The sequence below is a fragment of the Staphylococcus sp. Z5-21 genome (assembly GCF_056529615.1).
The window spans coordinates 326,954-349,312 of record NZ_CP096462.1 but is presented as its reverse complement, the minus strand read 5'-3'; the positions used below and the strand labels follow the sequence as shown (position 1 = coordinate 349,312).

The 22,359-nt window shown below is 33.2% G+C and carries 17 protein-coding genes; 7 read left to right on the top strand and 10 right to left on the bottom strand.

What is annotated here, in order from left to right; genetic code table 11:
• Positions 1 to 206: 206 nt before the first annotated feature.
• The gene (gene aryK / locus M1D64_RS01575) at positions 207 to 2,489 is read right to left on the bottom strand and encodes a transcriptional regulator AryK (protein ID WP_069821615.1); all 2,283 of its coding nucleotides are present in this window, start codon (positions 2,487 to 2,489) and stop codon (positions 207 to 209) included.
• Positions 2,490 to 2,671: 182 nt separating this feature from the next.
• Positions 2,672 to 5,182 (bottom strand): MMPL family transporter, encoded by a 2,511-nt coding sequence (locus tag M1D64_RS01570; RefSeq protein WP_069821616.1) that lies wholly within the window; start codon positions 5,180 to 5,182, stop codon positions 2,672 to 2,674.
• A gap of 147 nt (positions 5,183 to 5,329) precedes the next feature.
• Here M1D64_RS01570 and M1D64_RS01565 point away from each other — a divergent pair, with 147 nt between their 5' ends.
• Positions 5,330 to 5,884, top strand: a complete 555-nt coding sequence (locus M1D64_RS01565; RefSeq protein WP_069821617.1) for a TetR/AcrR family transcriptional regulator — start codon at positions 5,330 to 5,332, stop codon at positions 5,882 to 5,884.
• A 179-nt stretch (positions 5,885 to 6,063) separates the two neighbouring features.
• Here the strand turns inward: M1D64_RS01565 and pruA are convergent, their stop codons facing one another.
• Complete coding sequence (pruA, locus tag M1D64_RS01560) at positions 6,064 to 7,608, bottom strand: L-glutamate gamma-semialdehyde dehydrogenase (protein ID WP_041079377.1); 1,545 nt, start codon at positions 7,606 to 7,608, stop codon at positions 6,064 to 6,066.
• A gap of 340 nt (positions 7,609 to 7,948) precedes the next feature.
• Between pruA and M1D64_RS01555 the strand changes: the two genes are divergently transcribed.
• The gene (locus M1D64_RS01555) at positions 7,949 to 9,019 is read left to right on the top strand and encodes an acyltransferase family protein (protein ID WP_002482266.1); all 1,071 of its coding nucleotides are present in this window, start codon (positions 7,949 to 7,951) and stop codon (positions 9,017 to 9,019) included.
• Between the two features lie 111 nt (positions 9,020 to 9,130).
• Here the strand turns inward: M1D64_RS01555 and M1D64_RS01550 are convergent, their stop codons facing one another.
• On the bottom strand, positions 9,131 to 9,712 hold the full coding sequence (locus tag M1D64_RS01550) for a DUF4064 domain-containing protein (protein ID WP_069821618.1): 582 nt from the start codon (positions 9,710 to 9,712) through the stop codon (positions 9,131 to 9,133).
• 179 nt (positions 9,713 to 9,891) lie between these two features.
• On the opposite strand from M1D64_RS01550, the gene M1D64_RS01545 reads away from it, so the two are divergent.
• A complete protein-coding gene (locus tag M1D64_RS01545; RefSeq protein WP_041079380.1) occupies positions 9,892 to 10,677 on the top strand; it encodes a putative hydro-lyase in 786 nt (261 codons plus the stop codon).
• 46 nt (positions 10,678 to 10,723) lie between these two features.
• Here the strand turns inward: M1D64_RS01545 and M1D64_RS01540 are convergent, their stop codons facing one another.
• The 3 genes from M1D64_RS01540 to M1D64_RS01530 all read right to left on the bottom strand — a co-directional run bounded on the left by M1D64_RS01540 (position 10,724) and on the right by M1D64_RS01530 (position 13,988).
• Positions 10,724 to 11,740 carry a PTS sugar transporter subunit IIC gene (locus tag M1D64_RS01540; RefSeq protein WP_041079381.1) on the bottom strand — a complete coding sequence of 339 codons (1,017 nt, stop codon included), beginning with the start codon at positions 11,738 to 11,740 and terminating at the stop codon, positions 10,724 to 10,726.
• Between the two features lie 459 nt (positions 11,741 to 12,199).
• Complete coding sequence (locus M1D64_RS01535) at positions 12,200 to 12,763, bottom strand: sugar O-acetyltransferase (protein ID WP_002482261.1); 564 nt, start codon at positions 12,761 to 12,763, stop codon at positions 12,200 to 12,202.
• Between the two features lie 28 nt (positions 12,764 to 12,791).
• Positions 12,792 to 13,988, bottom strand: a complete 1,197-nt coding sequence (locus M1D64_RS01530; RefSeq protein ID WP_002482260.1) for a DUF819 family protein — start codon at positions 13,986 to 13,988, stop codon at positions 12,792 to 12,794.
• Between the two features lie 155 nt (positions 13,989 to 14,143).
• Here M1D64_RS01530 and M1D64_RS01525 point away from each other — a divergent pair, with 155 nt between their 5' ends.
• The 3 genes from M1D64_RS01525 (at position 14,144) to M1D64_RS01515 (ending at position 16,665) form a co-directional block, all read left to right on the top strand.
• A complete protein-coding gene (locus M1D64_RS01525; protein WP_041079383.1) occupies positions 14,144 to 15,565 on the top strand; it encodes an SLC13 family permease in 1,422 nt (473 codons plus the stop codon).
• Positions 15,566 to 15,701: 136 nt separating this feature from the next.
• Positions 15,702 to 15,908: a hypothetical protein gene (locus M1D64_RS01520; protein ID WP_041079384.1), complete on the top strand. Its 207-nt coding sequence runs from the start codon at positions 15,702 to 15,704 to the stop codon at positions 15,906 to 15,908.
• Positions 15,909 to 16,359: 451 nt separating this feature from the next.
• Complete coding sequence (locus M1D64_RS01515; protein WP_194379107.1) at positions 16,360 to 16,665, top strand: YxeA family protein; 306 nt, start codon at positions 16,360 to 16,362, stop codon at positions 16,663 to 16,665.
• A 235-nt stretch (positions 16,666 to 16,900) separates the two neighbouring features.
• Here M1D64_RS01515 and M1D64_RS01510 read toward each other — a convergent pair whose 3' ends face one another.
• The 3 genes from M1D64_RS01510 to M1D64_RS01500 all read right to left on the bottom strand — a co-directional run bounded on the left by M1D64_RS01510 (position 16,901) and on the right by M1D64_RS01500 (position 20,585).
• Complete coding sequence (locus tag M1D64_RS01510) at positions 16,901 to 17,770, bottom strand: SDR family oxidoreductase (protein WP_041079385.1); 870 nt, start codon at positions 17,768 to 17,770, stop codon at positions 16,901 to 16,903.
• Between the two features lie 168 nt (positions 17,771 to 17,938).
• Positions 17,939 to 19,834 (bottom strand): FtsX-like permease family protein, encoded by a 1,896-nt coding sequence (locus M1D64_RS01505; protein WP_041079387.1) that lies wholly within the window; start codon positions 19,832 to 19,834, stop codon positions 17,939 to 17,941.
• Positions 19,824 to 20,585: an ABC transporter ATP-binding protein gene (locus M1D64_RS01500; RefSeq protein ID WP_075339897.1), complete on the bottom strand. Its 762-nt coding sequence runs from the start codon at positions 20,583 to 20,585 to the stop codon at positions 19,824 to 19,826. Before M1D64_RS01500 ends, M1D64_RS01505 begins: the two co-directional genes overlap by 11 nt.
• Positions 20,586 to 20,784: 199 nt before the next feature.
• Between M1D64_RS01500 and M1D64_RS01495 the strand changes: the two genes are divergently transcribed.
• On the top strand, positions 20,785 to 22,236 hold the full coding sequence (locus M1D64_RS01495) for a SulP family inorganic anion transporter (RefSeq protein WP_041079391.1): 1,452 nt from the start codon (positions 20,785 to 20,787) through the stop codon (positions 22,234 to 22,236).
• Positions 22,237 to 22,359: the final 123 nt, after the last annotated feature.

The window sequence follows — 22,359 nt, the reverse complement described above, 5'->3', positions numbered from 1 at the left end:
TCTCAAGTGTAGTGATTATCAATTAATAGCAATATATATTATTTGCTATTTTAACTATCTATTTATTGCATATGTACTATTTCTTCGACTGACCACAAAAATAGATGTATCATTTTTGTCTTTTTAACAACATACCTTTCAAATTTTGATAAATAGAAAGAGGCTATTACAACAAAAGGTGCCTCCCCTTCGTTGTAATAGCCAATTCAACATAGATATTTTTTAAACTCTATAATTTGGACAGCATTCGTTAGCAATTTCAAGTGATATGTGATTGTATCATTGACTTTCACTTCACTAATGTCCATTTTCGGATATGAGATGCGATTAACATAAGCAATGGTTTCTTCATCCATACCATATCGCGTATTATAATCTTGCCAAACTGTATATAATGCCCCGTTATTTTTATCTAAGGTCATATGCTTAATTTTGTATGTTCCAGGATGTGCATTGATGATATTAATCTGATATTCCTTATGATTTAAATATTGTGCATGATGATTCAATATATAATATGGATTATAATGTTCTGCATCCCACATGACAATTTGAAAATGGTCAGTCGATCCAACAACCATACAATTTTCACTTTGATATAACACTTGATCGAACAGTTTTCTATAAAAGGCACTTGTAAAAAAGGCCGGCCTTTTTCCATCAAATTGATGATATAACTCAATACCAGTGAGTTGTGCACTTGAATCTTTTAATTTAAATTGTTCATGCAGCTCATAATTCAGCCAATAACCGATCATTTGAATTCTGTCATTCATTTCAATTAACTGTTCAAATATGATACCCGCTCTAAAATACTCTCCATTCGTTAAATGTGTATCTCCAGTCAACGTATTCCAATTTAATAATATAAACGAGATAGAACTTTGCTGAAGCTCTAATGTTTCAACAACCTTATTAAATTGTTCGTAAATATGTCGTTTCGCTAATTCATATTGCTGACTTTCTATAGATTGAAAATCAATCATATCATTCTGATTGGCTGAAAAAGCAATGCGATCAACAATACTGTCTGATTGTTCTAAAATTCGTTTCGCTTTATGAGGCGCTTCTAATTTCCCTATGTCCACATTCAGCACAATTTCCACATTTGTAAAATAATATTTAAAAAGAGCAACCAGCTGATTAAATATTGAATCTTGCTTACAATCAATATAAACTACAAATTTCAATAAATTATTATTTGGTAAGCCATTAAAAATATGTTCTAAAAGGTAAGTCAATTCTTGATAATATTGGGTGAAATTAATCGTACTTCTAGGTGGCGTAAGTTCGATGCCTAAACCAATTTGATGTTTTATTAAAAAATTAACTGATTCATCCACTTGCATGTAAGGATGTATATTGGGAATCATTTCATCACTCTCAATTTCCGAATGATTGATATGTCCCTGTTGAATGGGATCTTTGATAAGTATATGGTCTAATCCTAACATGGTCTTCACTTCAATTAACTGTCTCCTAACGCGATGTGTCAGGATTGTTTCGAGATAACCAACTTGAATAACGTGTTGATAGTGGGAAATGGATTTACCGTCATTTTGTAATGTGATATCAATTACTTTTTGTGCATCGGGTGATTGAACAATATCTCCTATATTTTGATCAATCAATAAAGATAAATAATATAAATAAGATTGATACGTTGTTGTGGTAGGACAATCATCTACTTTTATATGTTGTTCTTTCATTTGAAATTTAAGTCGGTAGTTCGATGGCGTGTATGTTGTTTCAGCTTTAAAGTACTTTAATAATGCGTTAGAGTTACTAAAGCCATTTTTATAGGCGATTTGTGTAATGGGTTCATTCGTGTAAATTAAATCATTTTTACACTGTTCAAGGCGCACATGATTCACATATTGATTAAATCCAACGCCCTTTTTTTGCTTAAACAATTTAGATAAATAAGCATCGCTAAGTCCAACCATGTCTGCCATTTCAGTAAGTTTAATCGATTCAGTATAATGTTTATCAATATATTCGCAAATATATGCTAACCTGTCATCTGCTACCAATGGCATTTGTGCTTGTATATTGGTAGTTGGTAAATACCGCATCATGATAAATATTAAATCTATGAGTTGTTGTTCGATATATAAACGGTAGAATTCACCTTTTCTAATATAGACAATGCCTATTTTGGCAACTGCATTCACAATTTGTTGGTAAATGACTTCTTGCAAAGTATTTTTATTTAAAATAAATGCTTTATCTTTATAATCATTCATATACTGTTTTAAGTATGATTCCGTTAAATGAATTGAAAGATATAATGTATCTTTATGAGTTGAAAATCGACATGACGCTCTATGATTAATCAGAAATACTTCGCCTTTTTGATAGGTTGTCACAGAGTCTCCATTAATCACTTTCATCATACCGTTTAGTACGAGCACAATGCGTAACCCTTCTTCTAAATCTGTAAGGCTATTAAAATTTTTATTAAATTCCACATTATATAGTTCTCTCATGTTGCACCTCTTATTAACTTATACTTCGTGTACGAGGACTAATTAATACTTTCATTTTAGCAAGATTAGCAAATTTTTGACAGTGACGCTTACGCAATCACGAAACAATTTGGTATATAAAAAAACGTAGGTATCACAGCCTAATGGCTATGTACCTACGCTTAATTCAACAATCGAATCTATTATTTTTTAACAAGTTTTTCTATCAATGCATTTAATTCACTGATATTGTCACTTTGTTTTGATAAGAGTGACATCAATGCTTTATCTTGTAGCTCTGAATCTTCATTTAATTTAGAAGTTGCTTCATGACATCTATCAGCATCATTATCTGCCTTACCTTGATAAGCTTTTAATGCTTCATATAAGAAATGTTGATTCGTAGACTGTTGAGCAATTTGATTATATAAAGCTTTTGTTTGTGCGTCAGTAGTAATCACATTTTTGTTGTCACGGTTATCATTTGAAGTTGCAATACTAAATGAACGATCATACTGTTCTTTCGATGCATTTTGATTTTGTTTCGCTTCTGGTTTTGAAGGCATTTTATCTTGTAATGCATGTCCTTCAATATCAACATGCGGTAAGATTCTATTTAACCAACCAGGAATGTACCAAGATGCTTTACCAAACAATTGTGTTAATGCTGGTATTAATAATAAACGGACGACAAATGCATCAAATAATACACCAAATCCAAGTGCAATACCCATGGATTTAATCATCACGTCATCTTGGAATACAAAGGCGATAAACACACTGAACATAATTAATGCGGCAGCGACAACAACTGGGCCACTTTCTTTAATACCAACTTTAATTGAGTGTTCATTATTGCGTGTCTTACTGTATTCTTCATGGATACGTGACATTAAGAACACTTCATAGTCCATTGCTAAACCAAATAACAGACCTATAGTTATAACAGGTAAGAATGCAAGTAATGGTCCAGTCGTATCCACACCGAATAAGCCTGACATAAATCCTTCTTGCATAATTAAAGTTGTAAAGCCTAGTGTTGCAACTAATGAAAGTACAAAGCCTAATACCGCTTTAAGTGGAATAATAATTGAACGGAATACAATCATTAACAAGATAAACGCTAATGCTACGATAACACCTGCAAATAACGGAATCGCTTCATTTAATTTTTGAGACATGTCTATATTGATGACACTTTGTCCTGACACTTCTGTCTTGAAACCATATTTATCTTTAGCATCATCATTATAATCTCTTAAATCATGAACTAAATCATTTGTAGATTCTGCGTTAGGTCCTTTTTCTGGAATTACCGCAATTAAGGCATAATCTTTGTTTTTACTCAATTGTGGTGGTGTCACCATATCAACATTATCTTTTTTATCGATATCTTTCGTCATATCTTGTAAATCTTTTTGTAATGCTTGTGGGTTATCATTCTCATCTTTAACATTCACAAGCATGGCAATTTGACCGTTATAGCCTTCGCCAAATTTATCAGATACAATATCATACGCTTTCTTCTGCGTACTATCTGCTGGTTTCATACCATCATCTGGAATACCCAATCTCATGTTACTAATTGGTATTGCAGCTACGACTAATATAATAAGTCCTATAAGTACAGCAGCTAATGGTTTACCGACGACAAATTTAGACCATTTTGTGTCTACATCGTTGTCAAATTCTGATTTCGTTTTTTTCGGTTTGATTTGTTTATGGAAAATACTGATTAAAGCTGGTAACAATGTCAACGCACTAATAACCGCTACAAGCACACTGATTGAGGAGGCATAACCCATGATAGCTAGGAAATCAATGCCAACTAACGATAAACCACAAACAGCTATAATTACAGTTACCCCAGCAAAGATAACGGCACTTCCTGCAGTACCTACTGCTAAACCAACTGCTTTAATATGATTCGATTCCGTCTTAACAATCTGACGGTATCTAAATAATATAAATAAAGCGTAATCTATACCTACAGCTAAGCCAATCATTACCGCTAATGTTAATGTTACATTAGGGATATCGAAAGCATATGTAAGTAACGAAATAATACCTACACCTGTACCTAAGCCAAGTAATGCACTAATAATTGGCATACCAGCCGCAATAAATGACCCAAATGTAATGAGAAGCACAACAAACGCTACGATAATTCCGATTAATTCAGAAGAACCGCCAATTTCTGTGTTTTCCATACCTGTACCCATCAATTCAACTTGCACATTATGGTCATCTTCTAATTTATCGACTTTATCTTGCACATTATCCTTGCCATCTTGTGTCATAGACGTCGCAGAGATATCATAATTAATATCTGCAAATGCTGTCGTTTTATCTTTACTTATTTGTCTATTTTCGTATGGATCGGTAATGTTTTTAATATCTTTGTCATCATCTTTGATGTCTTTCAATGTATCCTTGATATCTTTTGTCATATCTTGTTTAACGATGCCATTATCGGCATCGCTTTTAAATACAACCCTTATTTGAGCCTTCTCGCTGTCTTGATTAAATTCATCTTCAATTTTATCGTTAGTATCAAGTGATTGCAAACCATTCATTGTGATATCATTATCAAATTTAGGTGCACTTACTGTAAGCGGGATAATAATTGCAGCAAGTATAATAACCCACGCAACGATACTCCACCATTTATGTTTGGCCACAAATGATCCTAACTTGTATAAAAACTTTGCCAATCTATTGCCTCCTCAGATAATCAACGTTATAGTTTAATTGTATAGTGTAGATTATTTATATTAACACAATAAACGCTGTGTACAATTAATAAAAGAATTAAAAACTGTAATATGCCTATTTAAACTACAGATTAGGAGAAATGTAGAATGAATGAAAAAGATTTACGAGTCATTAAAACCAAACGCGCTTTATCCACAAGCCTATATGTCTTGCTTGAGAAACATGCATTTTCAAACATCACGGTAAACCAAATTTGTAATGAAGCACTCACACATCGAACGACATTCTATAAACACTTCTATGATAAATACGATTTGCTTATTTATTTAATTACAGAAATCACAAAAGATTATTTTTCTATGGATATTAAAGATCGTATCAATAATCCCTTTAGTGTTATGGAAAGAACTTTAAATGATATTAACGAGTTGAAACGTGTTGGTGATAAACTATGCGATGATAAAGAATTCGAGCGTACAATCAGTAATTATTTCATCAAAATATTGCAAAATGATATTAAGGAAAATGAACATCGCATTTCAGTAGACGCAAGCGTTCCAACAGAATTGATATTTTATATTTACGGAACGAGTTTATATGGTTTTATGGAATGGATACGAGATAATGATATTCAACTAAGCGCACATGAAATCGACGTACTCTTCCAAAAATTAATCAATATCAAAGTTGAAGATGTTTAATCATTGTTGAAGTATTTTATATGATATGTCATTTCCATAATCTTAATTATAATGCCCTTTTTCAATGACATTAAAACTTATTACACTACAAAAAGGCGACGCCATTTTACTGGCATCGCCTTTTTCAATTTAAAGATCGTGTTATATTGATATGCTTTTAATAAATCACTTTATGCGATTTAAAACATTTCTGAAACTACTTTTTGTTCTAAGAAGTTTAATAAGTAGTCTGGACTTCCTGTTTTAGCATCTGTACCTGACATTTTGAAACCACCGAATGGGTGATATCCAACAACTGCAGATGTACAACCACGGTTCAGATATAAGTTACCAACATCGTATGATTCAACGGCTTCTATCCAGTTTTCGCGATTATTTGTAATCACAGCACCTGTTAAACCATAATCTGTATCATTCGCAATTTCTAATAATTCTTCAAAGTCTTTACCTTTAACAAAACCTACAACCGGGCCAAAGATTTCTTCTTGCATAATTTGGTCGCTCGATTTAAGGTCTGCTATAATAGTAGGCTCTACAAAGTATCCAGTAGCATCATCTGTACCGCCACCTTGTTTTAACTTGCCTTCTTTACTACCAATTTCAATATAATTTTTAATTTTATCGAATTGTTTTTGATTAATAACTGGTCCCATATACGTGTTATTTTCCGTATTGCCTACAGTTAAGTTTTTAGTTAATGCAACAGCTTTTTCTAAAACTTCATCATATACATCTTTGTGTACAATGGCACGTGAACAAGCTGAACATTTTTGACCAGAGAAACCAAAAGCAGACGATACGATTGATTCTGCAGCTAAATCTGTATCAATGTCTTTATCCACTACAATAGCATCTTTACCACCCATTTCAGCAATCACGCGTTTTAAGAATTGCTGTCCGTCTTGTACTTTGGCTGCTCTCTCAAAAATTCTAGTACCTGTTGCACGAGAACCTGTAAATGTAACGAAATGCGTGTGTACACTATCAACAAGATAATCGCCAATTTCTTTAGGATCACCTGGTACAAAATTCACAACACCTTTTGGTAATCCAGCTTCTTCTAAAATTTCCATTAATTTATATGCCGTTAATGGTGTATCTTCCGCTGGTTTTAAAAGTACTGTATTCCCTGCAACTACAGGTGCTAATGTTGTTCCTGCCATAATTGCAAACGGGAAATTCCATGGTGGGATAGTTACGCCTGTACCGATAGGTTTGTAGAAATATTTATTATGTTCTCCTTCTCTATCTAATACTGGTTTACCATCAGCAAGCTCCATCATTGATCTTGCATAATATTCAATGAAGTCAATACCTTCTGCAGCATCGCCGACCGCTTCATCCCATGGTTTACCTGCTTCATAAACCATTACTGCTGAGATTTCTTCTTTACGACGTCTAATAATAGCTGCAACTCTAATTAAAAATTCAGCACGGTCTTTGTGTGACCATCGTTTCCAAGATTTATAAGCTTCATTAGCTGCTTCAAATGCGTCATCCACATCTTTTTGAGTTGCTTTTGAAACTTCTGCAATCACTTCAGTTGTATTTGCAGGATTGATAGACTGATACGTATCTTTTGTGAATTTCTCTTCTCCATTAATAACTAAAGGAATTTTTTGATTTAATTCACCTTTAACTTTCTTTAATGCTTCTTTAAATGATTCAACATTCTTACTATCTGTAAAATCTATGCCTGGTTCATTGTGATAATTGACTACCATTTTTCTACCCCCATGTGAGTTTGTAAATAGAAAACTAAATGGAATCTTCCATTCTTAATGTCATTGTATATGTATCACACAATAAATGCAATCGCTTACATAAACTTTCCTAAAATTGAGTCGCTTCGAATCTATTTCCGTTCATTTTGCCACACTTTATATTATATTCGATATTTTTAATTGTGTAATGTTTATATTTTGTATTTTAAATTTAATAATTTGTTACTTAAAATTCGTGATTAGGTTATATTCTTATGTTATTATTTTAAATTATAAAACATTCGCTTTTATAATTATATTAAATTTTAAATTAAATGAACAATCGAGAGGTAAGCTATATATGAAAACATATACGTCAGTTATATTTTGGATGCGCACGATAGCTTGTTTAAGTATTGTTCTCATTCATTCTATTACAACTACATTTAGCAAAATGGATTTTGTAGGTCACGGAACTGCAATCAGAGTATTTCAATTAATGCTTATGTTCAGTACCCCATTATTTGTATTTATTTCTGAATTCTTATTAGCTAAAAATTATCACGTCAAAACAAAACCAGGATTTTTTAAGAATAAATTAATTTATTTAGGTATCCCCTATATAATCATTAACATTGGTATTGCACTATTCTATTTTGAATCCAAAACATTCGATCAATTCATGACACATCTGGGAGACACAATGTTCCATGGTGGTGCAGTGACATATTTCATTGTTATTATTTTCCAATTCTATATATTACATATACTTTTTGCAAAATATCTCATTAAATGGAAACCTGTCCCAGTGATTATTGGTGCCGTTATCTTTGCTACAATTTATTGGGCATTTAGACAATATGCACCACAGTCAGAACATCCAATCCTTGGTCTATTCTGGGAAAGAGAAGGCTGGATGCTCTTTTTAGGATGGATTAGTTACTTCTTACTTGGCTTTTACACTGGTATCTACTATGAAACTTTCATGAAGAAGATTAAAAAATATACTTGGCCAATTATTATTGGCGCAATAATAGCAACTTCTATATTAGTCGGTAACTATTTGTTTGGCATAAGCACGTGGGTAGAATCAAAACGCTTTGATATTCCTTTTTATGTAACGATGGTTATCCTAGTCTTTTTCTTATTCGCTTCATATGTTAAATATGTACCAAAATCCATATTATTTATAAGTAACTATTCCTTCTGTATCTACTTAATACATTACTTCTTCGTCCATGACTTAGGTTTGTTAAGAGCAGATAGTTCACTTAGAAATATTGCTTTCAATTTCATTATCACGTTAACCGTGTCCATTTGTTTAGCCTATATATTCAATTTGTCAAAATATGGTAAGTTTATCGTTGGTGGTATTGGCCATATAAAATATGACAAAGTATACGAAAGTTATAAACACGGTAAAATGGATTAAGCTGAAATGTTAATGTACGTCAATGCGCATTTACTACTTTCATTCAGTCATCTACGCTCTAAATTGGAAATAGCCTGAGACATCTATGTATGTCTCAGGCTATTTTATTCGCTATTTTTTATAACGTGATTTCCTACTTAATTGTGTTGGTGCTTTATCTTGTTCTTCTGATTTATAATCATCCACTTCATGATATGTAGTTTTAGTATTACGTTTTTGATTGTTATGATGATGCTTTGCTTGTTCTTTTTTTCTATTTCCTTTAGCTGGTTGATAGCGATCATAAGATTTTTGTTTTTTTCTTACTAATAATAATATACCTGCTACTAACCAAAGTATAGCTGTTATCCAATTGAGTGTAAGAACTGTCACAAGTCCCAGTAAAATAAATATAATACCAACAAATTTTGGAAGTTTATTTGTTAATATTGCAAATATAATGGCAATCACTGTACAAACAATAACAACAATTAAAGCTAAAATAAATAGATTACTCACTAAGTCTACTATATTAGCTGGATCCATCTGTGATGCATTTTGATTATAAATATTACTCTGGTTTATTACTTCTATTAACTCATTTTTCACACTGACATCATTAAAAAATGGTGCAACGATAGCCATTAAAAAAATTAAAATAAATTGTAGAATAATACCAATCCATATGAGTATTTTTTCAGCAGTCCTTTTCATATGTCTCCTCCTAACATCATCTATGTTGTTTTCATACCCTGCTTTTCAATAACTTATGCACTGGTCTGTATGCCATTCAGTGACACGCGTTCAAGTAAATTACTTTAAAAGTATTTAATCCCTATTTGATTACATTTTTTGTTAAAATAGTAATAATACATAGTTAAGGGGTGGTTTGATTGAACCTACAAGATGCGCAACCTAGCACTTTAAGAGAAATGATTACACAAGGGAAACTAACTGGTCACACAAGCGGGATGGCAAAAGGCTATGTACAAGCTAACGTAGTCATACTTCCATCTAAATATGCTTATGATTTTTTACTATTCTGTTTTAGAAATCCCAAAACATGTCCACTCTTGGACGTATCTGAAAAAGGAAATAAATCATTTACAAAATATGGTGTAAATGCAGACATTAGTACTGAAGTAGCTGCTTACCTTATTTATCAATATGGTGAACTCATTGAAACACGTGCCAATGTGGACGATTTATATACTGATGATATGGTTAGCTTTTTAATAGGCTGTAGTTTTACATTCGAACATGCTTTATTGGAAGCAGGCATACCGATTCGACATTTAGAAGAAAATCACAATGTCCCTATGTATGTAACTAATATACCTGCTAATCCAAGTGGGCAATTTAAAGGTAACATTACAGTGAGTATGAGACCCATGACCATGACACAAGCAATTAAAGCTACAGAAATTACGACGCGTTTTAAAAATGTCCACGGGACACCTATTCACATTGGTAATCCTACAGAGATAGGTATCACAGACCTTGCTCTACCAGATTTCGGTGAATCCGTTACTATTAATGAAAATGAAGTTCCTGTATTTTGGGGATGTGGTGTAACGCCTCAGTCAGTTGCACTAGATGCTAAACCCGATTTAATGATTACACATGCACCAGGTCATATGTTTATTACAGATATACCAGATAGTCAATTAATCGATTAGTCAAAAACACTTCGATGCCTTAACTTTTTAGCATCGAAGTGTTTTACTATCTTGTTTCTATATCCTCTTTTGAGACAATTGGATAGTTTTTAAATAACACTGAACAAACATAACCAACTATTAAACCTATTAATCCAATAATCGCACCATAGATAAATATTTTTATAGGATCATTAAAACCGAACATAACCAAGAACCCTGCCAATGGTGTCGCAGTACCTGTAGCATCATTTATCATACCTGATGATGCAATCACAGCACCTGCCAATGCACCTCCAATAAAATTAGCTGTGTATATTGGTACCGGGTTCGCTGATACAACATCAGCCTGAGACAAAGGTTCAATACAAACTGCAATTCTAGATTTACGATCTCCCAATTTTAATTTATTGAACATTGTGCCATTGATAAATGATGATGCAAAGGACACCATCGCTGCAATGGCCATTGGCATACCAGTTAAACCGAGTAGCGCTGTTAAAGCCATTGAACTTAACGGTGCAGTACCTACTACTGTAATGACACCACCTAAGATAATACCCATAATAATTGGATTGACCTCAGTAGAACTTTGGATAATATCACCGATTTTTAATAATGAATTATTGACTAATGGTGTAACACCTACGGCTACTAACCTCGCTAAGGGTGCAATAATTAAAATACCAACTATTAAATCAACACCATCTGGTACTTTACGTTCTGCATATTTCATTAAATAACCAATAACATAACCAGCAACAAAACCAGGTATTAAATCTAGTCCACCACATGAAGCAGCAATCGCTAATGCATAGACCGGAGATACACCAATTGCAAGTGCAACTAAACCAGCAGCTGCAACGCCACCGAGACCTCCGGCTGCATCACCAAGATCTCCCAAAAATGAAATGCCTAATAAATCTCCACCGACATATTTGTGAAATGCCTCAACCAAAAAAGTCGCAATCGCTGCATTTGCTAAGGCACCCATAGCTCTCATACCCATAGGTGCTCGATATGTAAATAGTGTAAAAAGTGCTAACACTACAATTAAAAACAATGTTCCAATCAAAATATCCATTTTTTCGAATTCCTCATTCCTATTCTAGAAGTAGTTAAATTAAGTACGGAAATAATTTTTCAACCATTTGCTAAGCAGTATAGACAAACATTTTATTAATTATTACTCCTACTATTTCACTCATATTTTATATTAACACAAATTCGTTTTATATTCCGAACAATTTTATTAATTTTTATTTAAGCTCCGCGGAACATTTTGATAAATGGTTTTAATTATTTTTAATATATTACACAATTTTATATTAATTTTCTTTCAAAAAGCCTGAATATTTGTTTTGTATATTTTATATGTTTAACTTTTACTGTACTAAAAAAACGAGTATACAAATCTAAAAAACAACTTTAGCATTTGCACACTCGTCTTTCGGAGCATTATTATATTCTTCTATATAAAACAAGAAACACCTTGTAAATTACTTATAGCTAAGCAGCATGTCAACATACGATTAGCTTAAATTTATTGATTTTTGATATCGCTGACCGGTTTGGCTGGTGTACCTAACGCTAGCACATTCGGCGGTATATCTTTAGCCACAGTACTACCAGCGCCTATTACTGAACCTTCACCAATTGTTACTCCAGGTAAGACAACGACATTGGCACCTAACCAGACATTAGACTCAATTCGAATTGGTAGTGCTTGTTCTAACCCAATATTACGTTCCTTATATTCTAAGGGATGCACTGCTGTATATAAGCCACAACTTGGCCCGATGAACACATCATCACCAATAAATATCTTGCCACCATCCATAAAATAGCAGTCATGATTAATAAAAATTCTTTCACCTAAAAAGATATTATATCCATAATCTGTTTGGAATGGACTTAACAACTCTAATGCTTTCGGTTCATAATTTAATAATTTTGTAAGTATTGTATGACGCGATTCTTTATCACTAGGTTTGATATGATTTAATTCAAAGCACAAATCCTTAGCCTTCATTCTCTCAGCATCTAATGATTCGTCAAAATTAGCATCATACCAATCACCTGCTAACATTTTTTCTTTTTCACTCATCGTAAATGCACCTCCATATTTTTTATATTCACCCTAAATAAGTTAAAAGTTGATACATTAACGTTCCTGCATAATTTCCAATAACATAACCTAATGTGCCAATGATAAGTATAGGGCCAACCACCTTCGTCCAACCTTTGCCAATTGCTAATGCGGCAGCAGTTGTTGGCCCACCAGCAGTTGCGTTACTTGCAAGTAAAATTTCTTCTATTTTAAAGCCAAAAATTTTACCAAAGATTAAGCTTAGCCCTAGATTAAAGACAAGGATAATTATAACAAAGATAAACAATAAAGGCGCCGTTGTTATTATCGTAGCAAATGAGGCAGGTGTCCCAATAACCACAAAGAAAATATAAATTAGAAATGTACCAATTTCTGAAGCACCTGCTAAACTTTCAAAGAAGTCTCCCCAAACTGCAACTACAATTAAAGTTAAAGTGGTTAACAATAAATAAGGATCTCCCAAAAAAGAAACAATCAATGTAAGAACTACATTGTGTTGCGGCATCCATTGTTGAATGAGATCAGCACCTTTGAAACTGACTGCTACAAGCGTCACAGCACTTGCAATCGAAAAAGCAATATCTAATAATTGTATTTTTTTTGGTTCCCAATACGCTTGTTGAGATTCTGGAGTACTTTTTGATTCATAGTCACTTTTAAATTGTTTTTTAATTAAAGGCAATGAAGGTAGTGCGATTAATAGCATAAAATAAAGTGCCATGACGCTATTATCTGCTACTACAGTAGATGAAATCATTTCACTTGGTGTCTCAAGTTTGGAACTCAATGCCGCAAAGTTAACGCCTCCTCCAATGTAACTTCCAGTCATCATGGCTCCTATTTTATTTAAATATGGAATCCATTGATTTAAGATCATAAATCCTACCGTTGTACCAATCATAGTACCTATAGAGGCTACAAAAAATATCACTAATAATCTTCTACTTTCTTTCCAAATCTTCAATATATTAGAACTAAAAAGAAGTAATGGAATAGATAAGGGCACAATATAATCCCACACAGTGTCATATACTGGTGCGCTCATTGGAATCACTTTGAAATTCGATAGTAACATTGCCCCAACAAGTGCAATAATCGCACCCGAAATGGTACTCGCCCATCGATAACGTTGTTCTAAAAATAAACTCACCGTTGCCCAAACAATAATGATTGCCCATAATAACCATGTATCATCTTTAGCTACTATTGCACCTATTAGCATAAATAATCCCCCTTCGACAATCTACAATTTGTTAAATTCATTCTACCAGTTACCTCGGATTATTTTTACAATTTTCTGAAAAATGAATTGTTTATAAAGTTTTAAATTGATATTCTTACTGGTACAGGGGTTATAAACAAGGGGGATTTACATTTATGAAACAAAAAATCGGATTGATTTTAGGACCATTACTTTTTATTATCTTTTATTTTATACCTGCCATTACAGGTTTAGCAGACGCACCTAGAGCTGTGTTAGCAGTTACATTATTCGTAGCAACATGGTGGATTACAGAAGCGATTCCAATTCCTGCGACTTCATTAATTCCACTTATTCTCCTACCACTTACAGGTGGTACAGATGAAGTGATTGCAGCAAGTGCCTATGCGGATCCCATTGTTTTTATGTACATGGGCGGATTTATTATTGCGCTAGCGATTGAAAAATGGAATTTACATAAGCGGATTGCGATGACAATCATTTCCATGATGGGCACAAGCAGTAACCGCATTATATTAGGAACAATGATCGCCACTGCCTTTATATCTATGTGGATATCAAATGCTGCGACAGCACTGATGATGTTACCGATTGCCTTAGCACTTATTCAAGAAATTAAGGATGCACAATTTCTCAAACCAGCATCTGCAAGTAAGTTTAGTAAAGCGCTCTTACTTACCGTTGCTTATTCCGCTTCTATTGGTGGACTAGCTACACTCATTGGTTCAGTACCCAATGCAGTCTTTGCTGCCGTTGCATCATCAAGTCTTGATCGAAAAGTATCATTCGCGCAATGGATGATTTTCGCAGTGCCATTAACAGTTATTTTATTAGCAATTCTCTACTTTCTCTTAACAAAATGGCTATTTAAAATTGAAGACGCTGACCAAATATCCTCAGATTTTGCCAAGAAAGCTTTGCATGATTTAGGTCCGATGTCTAAAGAAGAAAAATTAACAGGCATTGTCTTTTTACTCGTTAGTTTATTATGGATTTTCGGAGGGCTTTTACCTGAAACATTGCACATCACAGATACGATTATAGCAATGTTTGGCGCTGTGTTGTTATTCCTTATTCCAGCCAAAAATGCTAAAGGCGGATTACTGGTATGGGACGATATGAATAAGTTACCCTGGGGAATATTACTACTATTTGGTGGCGGTTTGTCTTTAGCTGCAGCATTTGAAGATTCAGGGTTAACAAAATGGTTTGGTGGTATGTTAGGTATTGTGAAGCCACTGCCATTCATACTCATTGTAATTGTATTAACAACGGCCATCTTATTCCTAACAGAAGTGATGTCAAATACTGCCGTTTCAAATATGTTAATGCCTATCAGTATTGGATTTGCAGCAGCTATCAGCCAAGATCCCTTTATCATTATGGGTATCGTTGCCTTATCTTCTACTTGTGCATTTATGTTGCCTATATCCACGCCACCGAATGCAGCCGTATTTAGTTCGGATGAGTTAGAAATGAAAGATATGGTCAAGGCTGGCTTTGTACTTGATATTTTTGCAATTATTGTTATTTCACTCTTTGCGTATTTCTGGCTACCTATCGCATTCGGTTTATAGCTGGATGCTTCACAATAAACGATCGATACGTGCTATACTGCTAAGGTATGACACAACATCTATACTAAGGACGCATGTTAAATTGAGCGAAACAGTATAAACTAGGTATATAAACTTATAAAAGGAGTCAATAATTATGAAATTTTTAATTAAGGGAGCAATTGCCGTGGTCATTATACTTGGTGTCGTGAAGACTTTTGAAGATCATGATGTAACTGCCGAGGCAACAAATTACTATAACCAAGTTAAAAACGGTGAAATACTACAAAGCATTGAAAACCTAAATTTTGACGGTATAAAAAATTTGGATTTCGAAAAGTTGATTCCTTCTGATTTCTTTTAAAGTTTATAACCTCATCAAGACATGACACATAAGTATTTAACATATGCTATACGTTATCTTGAGGTAACGCTATGCATATACAAATTGGATTTACTGTATCGGAATAACGCAATTGCAACAAATAGATTTTCTAAGACAACCTTCAGACTGAAGCAACGGACCGCTTATTTAAAAGCGCCGTTGCTTTTTTGTCGTGAATTTTATTTTCCCTATAGATTATAGTAAAATATTATAAATAATTATTTATAATATAATTAAATTATAAAAGGGAGGTTTTCTTATGAAGAAATTCATTGTAAGTTCATTGTTGCTTGCCTCATTTTCCTTAAGCACTAGCCCTATACTCAAAGCCGCTACTGTTTATACTCAAGGTGGCGTTTGGAATTAAAGTATAGGTAGTATTGTCGTTATTAGAAAGTACTCATTTCATTAAAATAAAGGAGCTATCATCATGAAAAAAACCTTACTCATTATCGTTATCCTTTTTGTACTATTGACAGTTGCCTTCTTCTCATTTGATAAATTTGACAGATTTAACCCATTATTAAAAAAAGAAACCTCTTATGCCATCGTTAAATTAAACACGCAATACTATCAAGATGTATCCATTTATTCTAAACAAGGAGAAAAACGCAGTTATAAAGTGTCATTTAATAGGTATAACCCTTCTCAACAATATGTAAAACTAAAACATAAAGGTACATACGTTGAACATATAGAATATATCAGCAAACAATCTTTCCCATCATTAAAATGATTAAAAATAATATTTCCAATAAAATATTTAACTTTAACAAAAGGTACTTCTCCCCAGTTTTATCAATTAAATATAAGTTTCCAATAACATTAAGCAATCAAAATGAGTCAGAAATCAGATTTTCTAATATATATTTTTTAGTCCCATCCTGCGAACGATGACTAGAAAATGAAAAAGAGTCTGAAACATTTATGTTTGTCCCAGACTCATTGTCTTATTTTTTCCATTTCTATATTTATGAAGTAATATAATCTCCACCATTAACATGAATAACTTGCCCAGTGATATACGAACTATCCGCATAGGAAGCTAAAAATACATAAGAAGGCGCAAGTTCTGCTGGCTGCCCTCTTCTTTCCATTGGTGTTTCCCCACCTTGATTTTCCACTTTATCTTCAGAAAATGTAGCTGGTATCAGTGGTGTATAAATAGGACCTGGTGCCACAGCATTGACTCGAATGCCTTTGCTCATTAAAGTTGTCGCTAGTGAACGCGTAAATGCAACAATTGCACCTTTAGTAGCTGAATAATCAATTAGGTGTGCAGATCCTCTATAAGCTGTAACACTCGTCGTGTTAATGATTGCGTCACCTTCTTTTAAATGTGGTACCGCTGCTTGAGATAAAAACATCATTCCAAATATATTTGTTTCAAAAGTTTCTTTGATTTGTTCAGGTGTGATATCTTCGAAATGATCTTGTGGAAATTGAACGCCACCGTTGTTTACTAGAATATTCAATTCTCCGAAATCAGCAATGACCTTTTCAATTAATTTTTGTGAATCTTCGACTTTTTTTAAATCATGGGCGTATGCTTTTGCAGTAACGCCTAAAGATGATATTTGTTCAACGACCGCTTCAGCATCTTCATATTCATCATAGTAACCAATCGCTACATTAGCACCCTCTTTTGCATAAAGCACTGCGATAGCACGTCCTATACCAGAGTCACCACCCGTTATTAATGCAACTTTACCTTTTAACTTGCCTCCACTGTGATAACTTTCCATTTCCGTGATTGGTTGTGGGTTCATATCTTTTTGTATACCTGGTTGTCTATCTTGTGTGTATCCTTTTATTTGCTTATGAAATTCTAATAAATTCATTAACTATACACCTCTCTGTTATAATCTCTATCCATTGATAGATACCACCTTATTCGTATGACAAACATGAATGGCACAACATAAATTCTAGACATACTATGTGCATTATCCAAAAACACTGTAACGATATACGCTACAGTGTTCTAAATAAAACCAATGTTATTATATTTAAATTGAATGTCTGACGATACGGCTTGAATGCACAAAAGCCATTACTGCAAAAATACCATAGACAATTGAATAGGCAATCATGACGATATAAATCGGAGTCATCGTTGAACCACCCATAAGAAACATAAAGGCTTTTGCTGCAAAGTAAGCATGTAATAATGAAACAATGAGTGGTAGACCAAAGTTGAATATCACTTTAAGTCCAAGCCCTTTCAGCATATCTTGATGTGTATAACCAATCTTACGTAGAATACGGAAGTTAGGAATTTCATCTTCGGTTTCATCCATTTGTTTGATATAAATGATACATCCTGCCGCCACTAAAAACGCTAATCCTAAAAATGCAGTAACAAATAGTAGAATTCCTACAGAATCATTCATATCTTGTCGCTGTGTTTTTTGAGATTGTATGTCTGGATTAATGGATTTAGCGATTTTATTTGCCGCTTTCCAATCACTTTGTTTTTCCAAATTATATCCATATTGATGTTTGGTTTCTACAGCACTTTGTTTCAATTGATTATATTTATCTTCACTAACAATAAGTACCGGTCCAGCATAGCTCACTTCACTACTGAAATGGACATTTTCATTACTGTCTATAACCTTAATTGATTGATCCGGTTTACTTTTCAGTTTAATAATACCTTGATCATTATGTTGTGCAAATCCACCTGCAGCTGCTAAATTAGTTATCTTAGCTTTGTTTCCAGTAATGTCTTTATCTTTAAAATATTGATTACTCGTAATAAACATTTCAGTTGGCATCATATTGCCAGTGCCTCCACTTTCCTTGAAAAAGCTATCCTTCGTCACTTTCACTCTCTCTAATTCTTTATATTGTTCATCGTAACCAATATGCGCCTTATCTAATTTATTTTCGAACGCTTCTGCTTGTTTTTGTTCTGTGAAATTAAAATCTTGTGGAGAACTCAACTTCACATTGTCATCAATCGTTGCTTTGCTAATTGCACCAAAGCATAATACTGTCACTGTCACTGCAGATATTGTAGCAATAATTGTTAAAGATAACGCATTCTTTTTCATTCTATGCATAATTGAAGAAGTAAATACAACATCTGTAATGGACACTTTACCATGTTTAGCATTTTTGATTGTTTTAAAAATAACTGATACTGAACTTCTGAAGAATAGATATGCGCCTACAACTGTTAAGAACAGAATGATAAATGGTGTGAACATCATACCACTTGCAAATTTACCAAACATTTCTGTAGACATATAGTAACCAAAGATAATCATAGCGATACCCAAAATACCAGATATGAGTTCAGCAATTGAAATATTATTTTTAGTTGCTTCTGATTTTGAACTATCGTTCATCATTGATAAAATACTGCGTTTTCGTAAAAAGATAAAACTTTGTATCATAATTAAACACATTGCTACAATAACGAGTAATACAGTTTGTGTAACTGCTGGAAATTGGAATGTTAATGATACGCTTGTACTAATATCCAATATTTTAAGTACAATCATCAGTAGAATTTTCGATCCAAAAACACCTACGATAATACCGATTACACTTGTCACTAAGAACATAGCGATTTGTTCAATCAAAATCATGCGTAAAATATTAGATCTCGTAAGCCCAATGAGTTGGTATAATGCAAATTCACGTGTACGTCTTTTAACAAATAACTGATTTGCGTACATTAAAAAGACGATAATAATAACGAATAAAAAATATGAACCAACGACAGAGCCCTTTTTAATGATGCCTATAGAATTCGCGTTATTGATACTATCTGTATATTTTAATGTAACAAAGCTAAAATATAATACAATACTCACAATGAGCGAAAATATATACATCGCATAGTGACGTAAATTTTGTCTTAAATTTTTAAGAACAATTTGATTAAAGCTCATGTGCCACACCACCTAAGGCTGTTTGCATATGAATGATATTTTTATAAAATGCTTGATTCGTATCTTCACCTTGGTAGACTTCTGAATGAATATTGCCATCTTTCAGCATGATTACTCTATTTGAGTAACTCGCTGCAACAGGGTCATGTGTCACCATAACGATTGTCGCATTCATGTTTTTATTAAGATCTTCAAGTCTATGCAATAAGTCTTGCGCATTTTTAGAGTCTAACGCCCCTGTAGGTTCATCCGCGAAGATAATTGCTGGTTTATGAACTGATGCACGCGCTGCAGCAGTACGTTGTTGTTGACCACCAGAAATTTCATTAGGATATTTATCTCCAAGTTCTTGAATACCTAATGCTTCTGTCACTTCTTTATAATTTTTTTCTTTTTCTTCTTTTGACATTTTTTGAATTGATAGAGGCAACATAATATTTTCTTTAACTGTCAGTGTATTTAAGACACTATAATTTTGGAAAATAAAACCGACTTCTTTTTTTCTAAAGTCTGCCAATGCTTTATTACTCATTTCATTCAATTTGTGACCATTGATTTCAACTGTTCCACTGGTAATATAATCAATAGAACTCAATACATTTAACAAAGTTGTCTTTCCTGATCCAGACGGTCCCATAATAGAAACAAATTCACCTTTTTCTATTGAGAATTCAATCCCTTTTAATACTTCTTGTTGACGATGTCTGTTTCCGTAACTTTTCGTTAGTCCTTCTACTTTTAATATAGACAAGTCGCTCACTCCTTAATTACTGTATAGTCATAGCTTAACGAATCTCAATTCTTTTTTCGTTTGTTTCAACTAACAAATATTTCCATTTAAATGACAAACCTGTCACATATGTAAAAAGTATTTTATTCAAATCTTAAAATGCTCAATTATATCTTATGATATAATAGCTAAGTTCAATTTTAAATAAGGAGTACAAGAGATGTTAAATAAATTAAAAAGTGAATGGCTAACTGCACCAGGCACCAATGTTTTAGCTGGTATTGTTGTTGCATTAGCGCTCATTCCGGAGGCCATTTCGTTCTCAATTATTGCTGGTGTGGATCCCATGGTCGGTTTATATTCTTCATTTATTATAGCAGTGGTCATTTCCTTTGTAGGGGGCAGACCAGCTATGATATCTGCTGCTACCGGTTCCGTCGCATTAGTAATTGTTCCTTTAGTCAAAGATCATGGCGTCCAATATTTGCTTGCTGCGACAATATTAATGGGTATCATACAAATCATTTTCGGTATTTTAAAAATAGGAAGATTAATGAAATTCATTCCAAATTCTGTCATGATTGGATTCGTTAATGCACTAGCTATTATGATTTTCATGACCCAAATCAAACATATCTTTGGTATTTCTATCCCAACTTATTTATTTGTTATCTCTACCCTACTTATTATTTACTTGCTACCACGCGTATTTAATAAAGTACCCGCACCACTTGTTGCAATTATACTACTAACCATAACGTATTTAATTACCGGTGCAAAAGTTGAGACTGTGGGTGATTTAGGTGCAATTAATCGTTCATTGCCACAATTCTTTATTCCGGATGTACCATTCAACTTACAGACATTACAAATCATTTTTCCGTACTCATTATCTATGGCGATTGTCGGTCTGGTAGAAAGTTTATTGACTGCTAGAATTGTGGATCAAGCAACAGATACATATAGTAGTAAAAATCAAGAATCACGTGGTCAAGGTATTGCTAATGTAGTAACTGGTTTCTTTGGCGCAATGGGTGGTTGCGCGATGATTGGTCAATCTGTCATTAATGTTCGATCAGGTGCAACGACAAGATTATCTACTTTTACTGCCGGTATATTTTTAATCATTTTGATTATCATCTTTGGCGACTGGGTTGTTCAAATTCCAATGCCTATTCTCGCTGCAATTATGGTTATGGTTTCAATTGGTACATTTGATTGGAGATCTTTTAAATTTATTAAAAAAGCACCTCGCACTGATGCATTTGTCATGATTTTAACAGTTGCGATTGTGCTAATCTCCAATAACCTAGCTCTAGGTGTTATCGTCGGTGTCGTTGTGAGTGCACTTTGTTTTGCAACAAAGATTTCAAACGTGGTTGTTACCTACGAAGAAGAGGACGACACCATTCATTATTATATTACTGGACAAATTTTCTTCGTATCTATTGATTCATTAATGAACCAACTTGATTTAGAATTAAGACATAAAACAATTTACTTAAATTTTAAAGATGCACATTTATGGGATGATTCTGCAGTAAATGCCATAGATACTTTAATAGATAATTATTATAAAAAAGACAATACAATTTACGTTCAGTATCTAAATAAAGATAGCCGTAAAATTGTAAATGAATTAAGTAAAGTGAATCAACAACATCTTTTATAAATATTTTCCAAGACTGAAGCATGATATACCTTAATTGGCATACGATGCTTCAGTCTTTTTTTAAACATTGTGTTTGACTTGTATACCTACTAGGGGTATATTATAAATATAAAACAAATGACT